This window comes from Tolypothrix tenuis PCC 7101, from assembly GCF_963874875.1.
In the GTDB taxonomy this organism is placed as follows: domain Bacteria; phylum Cyanobacteriota; class Cyanobacteriia; order Cyanobacteriales; family Nostocaceae; genus Aulosira; species Aulosira tenue.
Window position 1 is genome coordinate 648,652 of sequence record NZ_CAWNJS010000001.1, and the last position, 15,212, is coordinate 663,863.

Consider the following 15,212-nt stretch of genomic DNA (forward strand, 5'->3'; position numbering starts at 1 on the left):
CGATTTGCGGCTACTAATACACATTAACCACCCAATGCGTACTACCCAAAACGTAAAAATCACTATTTGAGCTAGGATGAGACAGTACAAGCCTGACAAAAATTGCTATCTAGACAGAGTATATACACTTATCTAAAGGTGGCGAAACTTTATATTCTCAAGAATCAAAAAAACTGTGGTTAATCTTTGACAGGTTTCTTTCTGTATAAATGGAAAGAAGATAGAACGGCATCTAAATTTATATAATTGAGTATCCTTTGTATTACATTGTATTACAAAAATTTCCAACCTGTCAAGTCCGGACAACCCTGCTGAGGTTGGCATGATTGTCAATAAATTTAGATCAGACATGACAAGAGAAATTTCATTCTTAAATCATGCCTCTTGACAGATGTTATTAGTTTCTCTTTTTACTACTGGCAAAATTCATATTGATACTAGTTGCCTAATGTGCGCTTAAACTTTAGCTGTGATGCTGTGGGTAATCACCACTTACAATAAGTGCTTCAGAAAGCTATATTCATTTATAGGATGAGTTAGTTTTATAACCTTTGAGAGATGAGAAAAGTCCTGAATTAGCAGGCTATGCTTTTGCGTTAATTGCTGTAATTACAGGTATTTTCCTTTGATAAATACCTGTATATTTAACTGCCAATAATGTACCTAAAAGTGCATTATAGTTTGGTCATTAAGTTATATCTACTTTTCTGACTATTTGAAGTTTTTATGTTATAAACCTAAAAACATTCTTTAATTTTGCATATAATACAAGAGTAACTGCTATTGCTTCAGATTAAGCTTGATAAACTTCAGCGCATACACCGTGAATCAAGATTCTTAATTGCATGATAGCGAAATGCAAGTTCATCCTTAATGGTGCAAAATTTGTGATTTCGCTATAGGTAATTAGTCTTATTTAAATATTCTGGAGAAGAAATGTTAGCACATTCATTCATGAGTGATGAAAAGAAGCAAAACTCTCCGCGGCCTTTAATTTTGGCAGTAGAAGATCATGATGATAATCTCGTGTTGATGAGTTATGCACTTGAATCACTTGGTTGTAGATTTATTTGTCAAAAAGATAGTACTAATACCGTATTAGTTGCTAAAGAGTACCAGCCAGATTTGATTCTTTTAGATATTTTATTACCCACTATTAGCGGTATCGATGTAGTGCGTTATTTACAGCAAGATGCACTCACTTGCAACATTCCTGTAGTAGCAGTCACAGCTTTAGCCAGCAGAGAAGATAAAGAACGTATTCTGAAGGCTGGTTTTAATGCCTACCTCAGCAAACCTTATATGATTGAGGAATTAGAAACTGTGATTCGCCGTTTACTGTGTGGGAAGATTGATTCCACATCAGGGTTTGAGTTATGTAAAGAATGATTTTGGTAGTTATTAATTCGTAATTTGTAATTCGTAATTAAAACAAGCATGAATTTGTACGCTAATTTATTTAGTCTAAAGCAGCTTTCAAAAGCTGTACTTTATGTAAGCGACATTTATAAATTTTGAATTTTGAATTGCTTATTCTTCAGTATTTTTTGGCAAGTGTACTGTAAATTTACTTCCTTGACCTATTACAGAATTAACTTCAATTTTACCGCCATGTGCTTCTACAATTCTGCTGGATAGGTGTAAGCCTAAGCCACTTCCGGAGCGTTTGTTTTTACCTTGACGAAAGCGCTCAAAAATTGTCGCTTGGTCTTCAGGTGCAATTCCATAGCCTGTATCTTCAACTTCAATTGTGAGATAAGTTTGTTTTTGCGGCCCGTAAGGTTCTTCACTCAAGCGAATTTTTACGCCACCTGTATCTGTAAACTTGATAGCATTTCCTACTAAATTGCTCAAAACTCTTCTTAGTTCTAAGCTGTCACCCATAACTACACCAGCTTTGTCTCCTAGTGAGTCTAATTTATGAGTGTCTACTTTTAGAGTTAACTGCTTCTCCATTGCTAGGGGGTTCAGTTCGCTAACTACTTCTTGTGCTGTTTCTTTGAGGTCGCAACTTTCCCAGTTCAAGGTTTTTTTACCAGCCTCGAAGCGAGAAACTTCTAAGAGGGTATTGACCATTTGCATCAAATTTTGGTTACTGCGAATCATGACGCTGATTGCTTGTTTCATTTCAGGGGAGATTTTACAGAAAGCTTCTTCCTGAAATAAATACAGCATCCGATCGGCTGCTACTAATGGAGTTCGCAAATCATGGGTGAGGCGAGAAACAAAGTCTTCTCTCTGACGAGCCATTTTTCTTTGTTCGTCAAGACTTTCTTTGAGCCGTAAAAGCGATCGCACTCTGGCTAGTAGTTCATCAGTATCAAATGGTTTGCGAATAAAGTCGTCAGCGCCAACGTCTAGACCTTCCACTACGCTAGATTCATGAAAGGCGGTGATCAGAAGAATGGGAATATAGATTTTCTTTAGCTCTGGGTTTCCACGGATGCGACGTGTAACTTCATAGCCATCCATCCCTGGCATCATCACATCTAATAAAATTAAATCGAATGATGATTGTTCAACTTTTTTTAAAGCTGATAAACCATCGGATACTAGTTCAATCTCATATCCTTCACTTTCTAAAATTGTTTGCACTAATATGAGATTATCTTGAGTATCATCAACAGCCAGAATACGAAAAACTTTAGAATTTTCTGCAACAGACATGATCTATCAATTTAGCTTTTTTAGGATTAATTTTAGAACCTGACGTTAGGAGAACCCATCGATACCCTGTGAGATTCTGAATGATGTTTATGAGGATTCTGGCTCGATTCCGAATAACTTTGATGGGGATTCTGAGCAGAGCAAATAATATAATCATTATCATATTTTAACGCATGAGCATCAACTTTTGTAGTTGATAATGCGATTTGACGTGGCAATTCGATTCTAAACATAGAGCCAACTCCTAATAGGCTCTTGAGAATGATTTTGCCATTCATCATTTTGACTAAGGAATCGACAATTGCTAAACCCAAACCTGTACCTGGGTATTTGCGAGTAATACTTTGATCGACTTGCCGAAAAGCTTCAAAAATTAATTTAAAATCTCGAGATGCAATACCAATTCCCGTATCGCGCACAGTAATGGCAATACTATCGGTTGGGAGTTGACTTACCTCAACCCCAATATTCCCAGACTCTGTAAATTTTATGGCGTTAGACAGTAAATTAACTAATATTTGTTGGATACGACTGGAGTCATTAAATATTAAGGGATTTTCTAAATCTATTTGTACAGATAAAGATAGATTCTTAACTTCTGCTAAAGAACTAACTTCAGCGACAGTCGCATCAATTATTTTTGGCAAATCAACCCATTCTGGCTTGAGTTCAAACCTGCCAGCTTCTAACTTAGAAAAATCGAGAACTTCGTTTAATAACATCAGCAAATGTTTACCATTATTGAGGATACGTTCTACCATATCCTTTTGCTGATTTGTCAGTTGCCCAAATTTGGGACGTAGTAAGATTTGCGAAAAACCAATAATGGCATTCATGGGAGTTCGCAGTTCATGGGAAATTGTTGCCAAAAACTGCGATTTTAAGCGTGATGCCTCTAATAATCTTAAATTTTGTAGATGAATTTGTTGGCGCTGTCTTTCTAATTCTTGATTTTTTCTTAACAGTTGCTCGTTACTTTCTTTAAGTTGTTGATGAGCCAAAGCAGCTTGCATTTCCGCTCGATGAACGCGAATAGCATTCCGCAAAACTTGTGCCAAAATTTCTGCAGAGACTTTAGCTTTGGATAAATAATCTGTCGCACCAGCTTTCATCAACTCAACAGCAATTTGGTCATCTCCTTGACCTGTCAGTACTACGATAGGTACTTTAATTTCTAGAGCGCGTAATTTTTGAATCAAGGTCAAACCATCAGCATCTGGTAAGCGATAGTCAAGAAAAACGCAGTCATAAGTAGTAGTTTTGAGGGTAGAGATCGCATCATTACATACGCCTACTTCTGACAGTTCCATTGACACACCTGCTTGTTTCAGGGCTCGTCGTACTGCCATGCGGTCTACTTCATCGTCATCTACAACCAAAATTTTCAGCGTCTCTTCCATCGGCTTTTATTTTCGCTGTCAAATACAGGTTGATCTATAGCATTACCATTTTCAAACTATTTAACTAATCATATTAGATATTAGATTGGGTAATACTTACTTTCTATACTTCATCTTTATGGCTGTTGATTCCCAACGTACAATCAAAAATCCGGTATTTTACCCCTCAGGTATGAGCTGATTAAGGCATTTCGCACAGTATCCAATACCTGTTAAGAGTTGCCATCATCTCGACAAAATTGGAGAATGTGACAGGCTTTAAGATATAGCCAGCAACATTTAAGTTATAGGCTTCTACTCGGTCTTGATCCTGATTTGATGTCGTCATTACGACCACAGGAGTTGTTTTTAACCTTGGGTCAGAACGTAATTCTTGCAGAAATTCTATGCCGCCCATTTTGGGCATATTTAAATCTAGGAGAATCAAGCGGCGTTCTGTGGGAATTACAGGGGGTTGGTCACCATGACCGCGAAGCATATTTAATGCTTCTAGCCCATTATTGGCTAAATAAATCGGGTTAGTGATATTAACTTTCTTGAATGCCCGCTTGACATTCATGATATCAACTTCATCGTCCTCCACTAATAGAATGTTAATTACTCTTTCTGTCATCTTCTGCTTTTATATATTCTTTTTTTTCAGCAATGTGGTTAATCTCTAATGTATGAGCTTAAAATAGCTATTACAGCAGAGCTAATATATTCCGAAATGGAGAACATAAAAAAATTTCTCCTGCTAAATTAATTCACTTCAGTGTGGTGATCATTAGCAAGCAATTAATAAACAGGTGGTTATTAGCCCCTGAAAGCAGACGTAGCTGATAAAAAGTAAAATAAATTACTTTATCATGCTCAACCCAATTGTAAATGAGCAGGTGCCAGCCCGTCCTCAGTCATTGGTCTGAGTTGCTTACTAATAGATTATGTACCATAAGCTTGAGTACTTTTACTCATCAGGTTGCTTGGGCCAGGTAAAGCGAAAAATGCTCCCTTGATTGACTGCGGATTCTAAGCTAATCGTACCTCCTTCGGTTTCGACAATTTTCTTGACGATCGCCAAACCAATGCCTGTATTTTCTTTGCGATCGCGCGATTCTAAAGTTTGGAAGATCGTAAATATTTTATCGTGATACTCAGAGGAGATGCCCGGCCCATCATCTGCAATGGTGAATTCGTAGTATTTTCCTCTTTCTTGAACTGATATGTTGACCATACCATCTATTCGGGAGTGATGCTGAATGGCATTGCTAATTAAATTTGCAAATACTTGTTGTAGGGGTAGGCGTTTAGCAATCAAGGTAGGCATTTTATGGGCAATTTCGATGTGAAAAGTTGTTGGTGGTTGTAAAGAGTCAATGACTTCTTTGAGCAATACACCCACATTTACCTGGGAAGATGGTGTTTGAATGCGTCCAATGCGGGAATATTCCAGCAAGCCGTTAATTAGTGATTCCATGCGCCGCACTCTCCCACGTAGCAAACGCATTTGCTGTTGATTTTCTGGGGGAAGCTGTCCCTTGAGGTCTTCTTCTAACCATTCTGAAAGACTAGCAATCGCTCTTAAAGGTGCTTTCAGGTCGTGAGAAGCAACATAAGCAAATTGGTCGAGTTCTTGATTGCGCTTTTGCAAAATTGTGGTGGTTTGGGCCAGAATTTTGTTAGAGCGTGAAAGTTCTTCAGCTCGTTGTTGTAAAGCCTGTTCAATTTGTTTGTGATGGGTAATATCAATACATGAACCGATATATCCTACAAAATTACCATCTGTTGTAAATCTGGGAGTTCCTGTATCTAATATCCAGCGATATTTACCATCAAACCGTCGTAGGCGATACTCCATACTAAATGGTTGGCGATTGTCAAAGGCTGTAATATAAGTTGCTAAACAATATTGCAGATCATCTGGATGTACTCCCTGTGACCAGCCGTTACCTAATTCTTGTTCCATTCTCCGGCCAGTAAATTCCAGCCAGCTTTGATTAAAGAAATTGCACAGTTTATCTAATCCCGACATCCAAATCATCATCGGTGCATTATTAGCCATGATTTGGAATCTTTGCTCACTTTCTTGTAATGCTTGTTCTGTTAACTGACAATGAGCAATATGATCGAAAGCCACTCCTACGCAACGATTTGGTAAGGGAAATACTCTGACATTGAAAAAACTATAGGGAGTATTTTGATTGCAGTAATCAATTTGTTTGACTTCGCCTTGACCGGAAAGAGCTACTTTGGCATAAAGTTCGATATTTGCCTGATTTAATATCAACTGGTCAGGAGAAAATTCTGTAATTGATTTACCGATATATTCTGATAAATTTATCCCCATCAACTCACTAGCAACCGGATTAGCTGCTAATAATTGTAAGGAGTTAATATTATTGGGTTTGGCTAAATGCCAAATCTGCAAACCGAAGGGGATATTGTGAAATATATCAGCATCAAATGGCAATTGAGTGTGAGCATTTTCTGTCTTAGCTGTAACACTGTGTTCGCCTGTTAATAATTTGCGATCGCCTAAATCCCGACCTTTGAAAATTAACAAAATAATCCGCCCACTTTGATTTTTAATCGGGCGAATTGTAAATTCTAAAGTAGCGACTGTATTACTTGTTCCCAGAATTTCAACTCGATTTTGCACCAATTCGCCACTAGCAGCAACAGCGATCGCTTCTCGGATTTTTACCTGATTTGCTTTGGTTAACTGCCACCAACTAGCTTCCCATAAAGGCAAACCGACCACATCATTACTAGTTAGTCCGCCAAAATCTAAAGCTGTCTGATTAATATCAATCAGAATGCCATCTGGCTCTAAGAGAGCAATAAATTCAAAACTTTGGTTAAATATTGCCCTCATTGGTCGCTCAATTTGTTCTATGCCAGCTTTAGTTTGTTGATATCTTTCCATTTTTGTTAGCTTATTTTCAAGCTCTTAATCTCACAACTATAGTCGGAAGTTTTATGAGCGATCGCTCTCTAGCTAAAAACGAAAGAATAGGGCAAGCGGCAGTTTATCTAAATATTTCATTTTTTCTTGTAAAATATCTATACATCTGCGGTCAGATATTTACATCTATCCAGTCCAAAAAACGTAAATTTCTTATTTCTATCGGTGGATGCACGCAAGTGTAATAATCATCTATCTTTGGTTTGGTAAAAGTAGATAAATAGCTTACAAAACTTAGTATTTAAGCAGATGGAGTCACAGAACGTGAGTGTCGCAATGAGTGAAATTAGCATTATTTTAATTGAGGATCACGATTTAACTCGGATGGGTCTAAAGGCTGCACTACAGTCTCAGAGTGGACTGAAAGTAATTGGTGAAGCAGCCAACGCTACTCAAGGATTAAAACTTTTAGAAACTGCTAAACCCGATGTAGCAGTGGTAGATATTGGCTTACCTGACATGGATGGCATTGAACTCACCCGTAAATTTAAGCGCCAGCAAGCAGAAACTGGTCAAGCCACCAAAATTCTCATCCTGACAATGGATCATACAGAGGATGCCGTACTAGCTGCATTTGCTGCCGGTGCAGACTCGTACTACATGAAAGAAACTAGTATTAGCAGATTAACAGAAGCCATTCAAGCAACATTTACAGGTAACTCTTGGATTGACCCCGCGATCGCTAACGTAGTATTACGGAAAATGCGGCAAGGTTTACCCACAGACACCCAAGCTAGCGATAAGCCGAAAACAGTGAAAATTGAGGCTTTAGCATCAGAGTACGAACAAGTTTTAGAAACCTACCCCCTGACACAACGGGAATTAGAAATTCTGGAATTGATTGTTGCAGGTTGTAGCAACGGTCAAATTGCCGAAAAACTCTACATTACAGTTGGTACCGTCAAAACCCACGTCCGCAACATCCTCAATAAACTCTGCGCTGATGACCGGACACAGGCTGCTGTTCGCGCCTTGCGTTCGGGGTTAGTAGGATAAGGGACTGGGGATTAGGGATTGGGGACTGGGAAAAAGTAACTTGTGACTCTTGACTCTTGACTCAGCACTCACAACCTTGATTGCAAACACTCAGCAATGCGTTGTGCTGCGCCTGGTTGACCCATCCGCAGTAGACCGTTGTCGGCAATTATTTGCAACCTGTCGGGATTCTGGAATAAAGACTGCACTTCTTTGGCAACTTTGCTGGGTTGATCTACTAAAATCAAAGATGGCCCCAGAAGGCGACTTTGTGCTTCGGCAAAGCCAGGATTATATTGCGGCCCTTGACCGGAAATCGCGATCGCAGGTTTTCCTAAACCTACGAATTGTTCTGTGGCTGTACCTGCCATTGCGATCGCAAAATCTCCTAAATGCAAGCAATCGTTATAGGCTTGTTGTGTTAGAATAAAATAAGCATTTTTTTGCTTAAATGTCAATGCATTAGGGTCGCTCAGTTGGATAGGTAACTCAGACTGAGAACGCCAGCCTTGGATGGTGAGAGTTTTGGTTAAAGTGTTACAGTCTAAACTAGGTGCGATCGCTCCTAAAAATATTATTGTGCCAGAAGTGTTAAAAACCGAATCTCGTTCCCGGAAACTGGCAAGTAATGCAGACACCGCAACTGTAATGGTTTCCCAGTTATTATATGCTTCTGGTGCGCGAGAACCAGGGAGCAGAGTTACAATCAGTGGGCGGGCGATTTCTTGTTGCTGGATATCTCCGCTATAAAATCGTTGCGTAGGAAAGGATGGTGACAATCCATCCATCATCGGATTACCCAAATTAAAAGCGGGAATCGGCCATTTTTTTAAGATTTCTGTGGTTAGCGAATCTCTAGGGAACACCGCCCGACAATGGCGACGACTCATCAACCAACGTTCCCAGGGATGGTAAATCGAACCAGAAAAGTTTTCCCATTTTGCGCCTTTATTTTTACGTGGTAATAAACCAGATTCATCACGCACATAATATTCCGATTTCGCGGTGCCCACAAAAGCATAGTTAGCACCGCTAAATTTAGCAAATAAAAGTGGGACAATATCGCCTACAGCCAAAATTGCTTTTCTATTACCTTGTTTTTTTTGCGATTTCACCCAACGACGCACAGCTTTAATTTGGCTGAGGGTTAATTGCAATAAACCACCACGGACATCTTTGGCTAGTTGTCGTCCATCCATATAAATAAAACCGCCAGAAGGCAAAGTCCTTACCGAACCAATCACAGGAACATTCAACTGTTGATAAGCGTGTCCTTCACCCACCAGAGGTAAAGCAAAAATATCTGGTGGGTTTGATTGTTGTTGTAGTGCTTGCAAAATCCGGATAGCAATTACATCTTCGCCATGTCCATTACTTAATACCAGTAACTGCAAACGAGAACTAGAAGATGGCGCTGGGGACGCTACAGATAAGGGCGATACATCATTCATATGAAACAAAAATTCACTATTAAATGTCTTGTTGATTAATAAGGGACTGGGGACTGGGGACTGGGGACTGGGTATTACTTGCCCTTATCTTCTCTGTCATCCATGTCTCTTTTGTTTTTATTTTTCTTCAATTTCTCCCATGTCTTCCTTTTTCTTCCTCTATATCCCTCATTTCTTTAATTTCTTCATACCTTTATTCTCCCAGTCCCTAATCCCTAATCCCTAATCCCCAATCCCCACACACTAAGCTAATTATTATGCGAGTTTCTTCTGCGGCAATTTTTACTTTAGCGACCTTGGCGGCTAGTAATGCCACTCAGCAAGCAATGGCTGCGCCTGGCCAAGATTCTCTTCAAACTGAAAAAGCAAGTAAATTAGTAGTTCCGGTAATTGAAGACTCGCCAGCAAGGGTAGAAGCAGTTTCAGCACCGGAGACTGTAGTTGCCCAACAATTTTCCCAAAATCCTGTAGTTGTGCAAACAGGGGTGAATAAGAACTCCGCAGTTATGTTAACTCCGGAACAGGGTGAAAAGAAGAATGTACTTCCGACTCCACCTGTGATTGTTCGCACGCCTGCTGCACCTGTTTCTCTTCAAGGAACACAGGGAAATCCTCAGGCGACAATTCCTAACACTCCTGCCCCAAAGGTAATGCCAGTTGTTACGCCTCCAGCCGTGACTCCCCCAGCAATTGACAATAATTTAGTTGTCACCGCCACAGATGTGCAGATATTGGGTGCAAGTCAGGAATTACAACAAATAGTTCGCCAGGTAATTAAAACCCAAAAAGGCGGCGATACTAGCCAAAGCCAGCTGCAAAAAGATGTAGCAGCAATTTTGAATACAGGTTTATTTACCAGCGCTAATGTTAATAGCCGCACTACACCAGCCGGGTTGAATGTAGTGTATCAGGTACAACCCATAGTAGTGCGATCGCTGCAACTTTCTGGAGCGAAGGCGCTAACTTATCAAGTCGCCCTAACACCGTTCAAATCGCAAATCGGTGCTGTGATTAGTCCGGCTGCACTCCAGCAAGCAGTACAACAAATTAATAAATGGTATGCCGATAACGGTTATAACTTAGCGCGGGTGATGTCAATTAAACCCAACCGCGAAGGAATTTTGACTGTTAATGTTGCTGAAGGTTTGGTAGGGGATATCAAGTTTCGCTTTCTCAACGATGATGGTCAAAGCGTTGATAGCAAAGGTAATCCTGTTAGCGGACGGACTAAACCAGATTTTATTCGCCAACAACTCAAACTTAAGCCTGGTCAAATCTTCCAAGAAAATACTGTTAGGCAAGATGTGCAACAACTGTATCGCACAGGCTTATTTGAAACTGTGAATGTAGCTTTAGAAGGGGATGCCAACAAGGTAGATTTAGTTTACGAACTCAAAGAAAATGGGGCCCGTGCAGTTAACGTTGGTGGTAGTTATAACGCCGACCAAGGAGTTTTAGGTACATTAACTTATCAAGACCAGAATGTTGGCGGTAAAAATAATACTTTAGGTTTGAATGTTGGTGTGGGGTTGCGCGACTTCCAATTTGACACTAAATATACAAGTCCTTATCGCGAAACTAGCCCCGATACCTTGGGATATACAATTAACGCCTTTCGCCGTCGGGAACTCTCCACGACATTTGATGATGAAGTCCCATTACCAAATGGTGATAGGGCTAGAGAAGGGCGAATTGGTGGTAGTGTGAGCTTGCAACGCCCCATTGATGGTTGGGATACATCTTTAGGATTTAACTATAACCGAATTAGTATCCGCGATCGCCAAGGTAATCTCACCCCAACTGATGCCAAAGGAAATCCTTTAACTGCTAGTGGTACAGGTATTGATGACTTAACAACAGTATCTTTTACCGCCACCAAAGACCAACGCAATAACCCCATCAATCCTACCCAGGGTTCTGTTCTCAAACTCAGCACAGAACAATCAATTCCTGTCGGTCAAGGCAATATATCGATGAACCGCGTCACAGCGAATTATAGCCAGTATGTACCATTACAGATATTTAGCAGCAAACAACCACAAGTATTTGCCGTAAATCTGCAAGCTGGGACAGTTTTAGGGAATTTACCACCTTATGAAAGCTTTAACTTAGGTGGTTCTAATTCCGTGCGCGGTTACAATACTGGGGATGTAGGAAATGGTCGCAGTTATGTACTAGCTTCCGCAGAATATCGCTTTCCGCTTGTCTCAGCAGTGGGTGGTGTATTATTTGCTGACTTTGCCTCCGATTTAGGTTCTGGTAATAGCGTTATAGGAGATCCCGCCGGTGTACGCGGTAAGCCAGGTACTGGTTTTGGTTATGGTGCAGGGGTGCGTTTCGACTCACCCTTGGGTTTAATTCGGGCTGACTACGGTATTAACGACCAAGGAGAAAGCCGTGTACATTTCGGTATCGGACAACGCTTTTAAAAAAAGGATGACAGTGGTTGACCGTTGACAGTTCACAGTCAACAGTCAACAGTCAACAATAAAAATCGAATATTTTTATCTGGAAGTCTTTGAGATCAGAATACTTCATCCTTTCATTTAGCAATGTATTATGAAAAAGACAAAACTGTTGCGATAATAGGGAGGTTTTAGCACTGAGGGGAGAGATGATTTCTCCAGAAATCCCTTAAGACTCAGGATTCAGTACTTATCTGCTCACTCAGGACTTAGGACTCAGAACTCACAGAATCAAAAATCTTTATGTTAGCAGGTACAACTTTACAGGGTGGAAAATATACCCTTAACCAAGAAATCGGACGTGGTGGCTTTGGCATTACGTTTAAAGCTACGCATCATTACTTAGGTCAGGAAGTAGTGATGAAAACCATTAATGAAAGGCTGCGACAACATCCTGATTTTGCCAAGTTCGAGCGCCAATTCCAAGATGAGGCCAGAAGATTAGCTACTTGTGTCCACCCTAATATTGTGCGGGTCAGCGACTTTTTTGTCGAAGCTGGTTTACCTTACATGGTAATGGAATATATTCCCGGCGACACCTTGGGAGATGCATTTGTCTTACCAGGAATACCGTTACCAGAAGCCACAGCAATTCATTACATTCGGCAAATTGCTGCAGCTTTACAGGTAGTACATAACAATGGTTTGCTGCACCGCGATGTCAAACCAGATAATATCATCCTCCGCCAAGGCACTCAGGAAGTCGTGCTGATTGATTTTGGCATCGCGAGAGAATTTAACGGTGGTGTCAAACAAACACACACTGGCATGGTTTCTGAAGGCTATTCTCCCATTGAACAGTATCTCACACAAGCGCCACGCACACCCGCCACAGATGTTTATGGCTTGGCTGCCACATTATATGCATTGTTGACTGGGCAAGTACCCATACCGGCATTACTGCGCGATCGCGAACAAATGCCATCTCCCCGGGAATTGCAACCACACCTCAGCGCTGCTGTGAATCAAGCGGTGATGCGGGGAATGGCGGTAGAATCACGTTTTCGTCCAGCGACAGTTGGTGAATGGCTAAAACTGCTACCAGGTGATGGAGTAACAGTAGCCACACCTTCCGCACCAACTCATACAGTGGCAACTATTAATTTATCGTTGCAAGAACAAGAAAATTTATTTGGCAATACTGGCAAAAAACAAGTTACTGTGCCAACAACCCTCAAAGATGCCCGAGAAATAGCACAAAAACTAGCAAAATCTAAAGTATTTCTTGGCACTAGCGTAGCAGTGATTGCCGCTACTGCTGGATTTGGCATTACTAGTATGTTGCCGAAATCCCAACCCAAGCCACAGGAATCTTCCCCGCCGCTTTTCTCGCAACCCACACAAGAGCAAACACCGCAAACGCCTGTAGCAGATACAACGCCATCACCCACTAGTGAAGAAACTAAAACCTCTACATCCTCTGAGGTCAGACCAGTTTCTACTTCTTCCAGACGCAGGCGCTATCGTCGCGTTTCTCAAGAAGAATCTGCCCAAACTAATACTAATAAAACATCTCAAGAAGAAACTTCATCACGGGGTAGTTCTGAACAACCCGCACCTACACCCAGCCCTGCGGCTACATCAACTTTAGTAGAAAAATTACGGGCTTACCAGTCATCTCGTAAAGCTTCCCCCGCACCAGCAGTTAATAATTCACCTTCTACTAAAAAAGATTCTGCTGCACCTCGCACAGAGAAGCAGTCAAATCCTGTAGTTATACCAGCTTCTCCCGCAGCAGACACAAAACGTTCAGATCCTCCGGCTGTAGTTGTTCCCACTCAAGAAGTGAAACAAAATTCCAGTAGTGATAATTCGCCAAAGGTGGAGAAGTCAACGGAGAAACCAGTGGAAGAGAATAATTAAGCGCTATGCGGGGTTTGGTAATTGGTAATTGGTAATTGGTAATGGGTAATTGGTGTTGGGTGTTTGGGGTTTGCCATGAATTAATTCTCCCCTGCTCCCTGCTCCCTGCCCCCTTGCCTCATCTCCCTCATTTCTGAATCAGCCGATCGCGATCGCACAATCGAATGCTGGAACCGTTCATCTCAATGATTCCTTCTTGACTAAGTTTATAGAAGGCGCGGGAGAGGGTTTCGGGGATTGTTCCTAAAAGTGCGGCGAGTTGTCGTTTGGATAAATCGAGTTCAACGACATCGTTACCTATGCGATCGCTTAATTTTAATAAATAGTTTCCCAAGCGTTCGGGGACTTCCTGAAACGACAAGGTATCAACCAAATATGTTAGCTTTCGCAAGTGGCGTGCAAAGGTTGCCAAAATTGCGATCGCTAAATCTGGATGTTGTTGGATTACCATCAAGAAGGCTTTTCGTGGCACAAATACCACCTCAGAATTCTCAATTGCTGCTGCTGAGGCTGGGTAATTTCCGCCATCAAAGGTAGGTACTTCGGCAAAATGTTCTTCGGCTGTAAATATATGCAGAATTTGCTCTTTGCCATCTTTTGCTACTTTAAAGACTTTAATTCTGCCAGATTTAACGATAAAGAATCCTGTACATTCATCCCCTTCTAGAAAAATAGTCTTTCCTCTTTTATAAGTTTGTACGATCGCAATATTCGCTAAGGCTTGCAGCTGCTCATCTAAAACATTTTGAAAAATCTGTGTTTTTCGCAAAAAATCTTGAATTTCTAAGACACGTTCACTAACACTCATATTATTGAATTTTCGAGGTTGGATGATTAATTAACTTTGTATATATTGCATCCTTCTTATAGCAGTTTTACGACATTTTTAGCACCCACTGACTTTTAATTATGCAAATTTATGTAAAAAGTTAAGAAATCATAAATTGTTATGCTACCAGGTTAATCTATTCCCTATTTTAAATTAGAGATTTATATAAATATTTTTGGATTTTACGCAGATATTTAATGTCGTGCGAAAACGCAAGTAAAAGTTTTTAAATTAATTTAAACGTATTAAATATGTTTTTTATATATAATTAACACGCTTAAATTTGTATTTTTAAAAATAAAATAACCTAAAACTAAATATCAGAGTTACAGCATTGCAATAATTAACAATATATTAGGCTTGAGTCGTGAACTGAAAATTACAAAACTTTAGTTTTTTATTTTAAAAAACTAAAGTTTTTAACTTGAATGAAGTTTCAATTGACTAATAAAAGCGTGGATATCTTATACCAAGCCAAATAATGTTTGCCACAAATAAATTCTTTGTATGGAAACTCTAGAAATCCGATTTGATTGCTGAAAAAATCTCATATCAGATGCGTTACGCTAGCGCTAACGCATCCTACGACGTGAACTTTTATTTTTTTTGATATGGTGG

10 protein-coding genes are annotated in these 15,212 nt (G+C 40.2%); 4 read left to right on the forward strand and 6 right to left on the reverse strand.

Features of this window, described 5'->3' with window-relative positions; all coding sequences use genetic code 11:
* The first annotated feature begins 936 nt into the window (after positions 1-936).
* Positions 937-1,389 carry a response regulator gene (locus AACU25_RS02650; RefSeq protein WP_321206552.1) on the forward strand — a complete coding sequence of 151 codons (453 nt, stop codon included), beginning with the start codon at positions 937-939 and terminating at the stop codon, positions 1,387-1,389.
* A 141-nt stretch (positions 1,390-1,530) separates the two neighbouring features.
* Here AACU25_RS02650 and AACU25_RS02655 read toward each other — a convergent pair whose 3' ends face one another.
* From AACU25_RS02655 to AACU25_RS02670, 4 genes are all read right to left on the reverse strand, one after another.
* A complete protein-coding gene (locus AACU25_RS02655) occupies positions 1,531-2,667 on the reverse strand; it encodes an ATP-binding response regulator (protein ID WP_096573791.1) in 1,137 nt (378 codons plus the stop codon).
* Between the two features lie 32 nt (positions 2,668-2,699).
* Positions 2,700-4,067: a hybrid sensor histidine kinase/response regulator gene (locus AACU25_RS02660; RefSeq protein ID WP_096573792.1), complete on the reverse strand. Its 1,368-nt coding sequence runs from the start codon at positions 4,065-4,067 to the stop codon at positions 2,700-2,702.
* Between the two features lie 181 nt (positions 4,068-4,248).
* Positions 4,249-4,680: a response regulator gene (locus AACU25_RS02665; protein ID WP_096573793.1), complete on the reverse strand. Its 432-nt coding sequence runs from the start codon at positions 4,678-4,680 to the stop codon at positions 4,249-4,251.
* Between the two features lie 333 nt (positions 4,681-5,013).
* Entirely contained in the window at positions 5,014-6,972 is a 1,959-nt protein-coding gene (locus tag AACU25_RS02670; RefSeq protein WP_096573794.1) for a PAS domain S-box protein, read from the reverse strand.
* 315 nt (positions 6,973-7,287) lie between these two features.
* On the opposite strand from AACU25_RS02670, the gene AACU25_RS02675 reads away from it, so the two are divergent.
* Positions 7,288-8,007 (forward strand): response regulator, encoded by a 720-nt coding sequence (locus tag AACU25_RS02675; protein ID WP_096573795.1) that lies wholly within the window; start codon positions 7,288-7,290, stop codon positions 8,005-8,007.
* 68 nt (positions 8,008-8,075) lie between these two features.
* Here the strand turns inward: AACU25_RS02675 and AACU25_RS02680 are convergent, their stop codons facing one another.
* Entirely contained in the window at positions 8,076-9,437 is a 1,362-nt protein-coding gene (locus tag AACU25_RS02680; protein WP_096573796.1) for a lipid-A-disaccharide synthase-related protein, read from the reverse strand.
* Positions 9,438-9,694: 257 nt separating this feature from the next.
* Here AACU25_RS02680 and AACU25_RS02685 point away from each other — a divergent pair, with 257 nt between their 5' ends.
* Positions 9,695-11,866, forward strand: coding sequence for a BamA/OMP85 family outer membrane protein (locus AACU25_RS02685; protein WP_096573797.1), 2,172 nt, complete (start codon positions 9,695-9,697; stop codon positions 11,864-11,866).
* Positions 11,867-12,145: 279 nt separating this feature from the next.
* Complete coding sequence (locus AACU25_RS02690; RefSeq protein WP_096573798.1) at positions 12,146-13,765, forward strand: serine/threonine protein kinase; 1,620 nt, start codon at positions 12,146-12,148, stop codon at positions 13,763-13,765.
* Positions 13,766-13,892: 127 nt separating this feature from the next.
* Here the strand turns inward: AACU25_RS02690 and AACU25_RS02695 are convergent, their stop codons facing one another.
* Complete coding sequence (locus tag AACU25_RS02695; protein WP_096573799.1) at positions 13,893-14,573, reverse strand: Crp/Fnr family transcriptional regulator; 681 nt, start codon at positions 14,571-14,573, stop codon at positions 13,893-13,895.
* Between the last annotated feature and the right edge of the window lie 639 nt (positions 14,574-15,212).

Excerpts from the sequence above, each read along its gene's own strand:
- AACU25_RS02670 (WP_096573794.1), bottom strand. The coding sequence starts at position 6,972 with ATGGAAAGATATCAACAAACTAAAGCTGGCATAGAACAAATTGAGCGA.
- AACU25_RS02695 (WP_096573799.1), bottom strand. The coding sequence starts at position 14,573 with ATGAGTGTTAGTGAACGTGTCTTAGAAATTCAAGATTTTTTGCGAAAA.
- AACU25_RS02680 (WP_096573796.1), bottom strand. The coding sequence starts at position 9,437 with ATGAATGATGTATCGCCCTTATCTGTAGCGTCCCCAGCGCCATCTTCT.
- AACU25_RS02660 (WP_096573792.1), bottom strand. The coding sequence starts at position 4,067 with ATGGAAGAGACGCTGAAAATTTTGGTTGTAGATGACGATGAAGTAGAC.
- AACU25_RS02650 (WP_321206552.1), top strand. The coding sequence starts at position 937 with ATGTTAGCACATTCATTCATGAGTGATGAAAAGAAGCAAAACTCTCCG.
- AACU25_RS02685 (WP_096573797.1), top strand. The coding sequence starts at position 9,695 with ATGCGAGTTTCTTCTGCGGCAATTTTTACTTTAGCGACCTTGGCGGCT.
- AACU25_RS02655 (WP_096573791.1), bottom strand. The coding sequence starts at position 2,667 with ATGTCTGTTGCAGAAAATTCTAAAGTTTTTCGTATTCTGGCTGTTGAT.
- AACU25_RS02675 (WP_096573795.1), top strand. The coding sequence starts at position 7,288 with ATGAGTGAAATTAGCATTATTTTAATTGAGGATCACGATTTAACTCGG.
- AACU25_RS02665 (WP_096573793.1), bottom strand. The coding sequence starts at position 4,680 with ATGACAGAAAGAGTAATTAACATTCTATTAGTGGAGGACGATGAAGTT.
- AACU25_RS02690 (WP_096573798.1), top strand. The coding sequence starts at position 12,146 with ATGTTAGCAGGTACAACTTTACAGGGTGGAAAATATACCCTTAACCAA.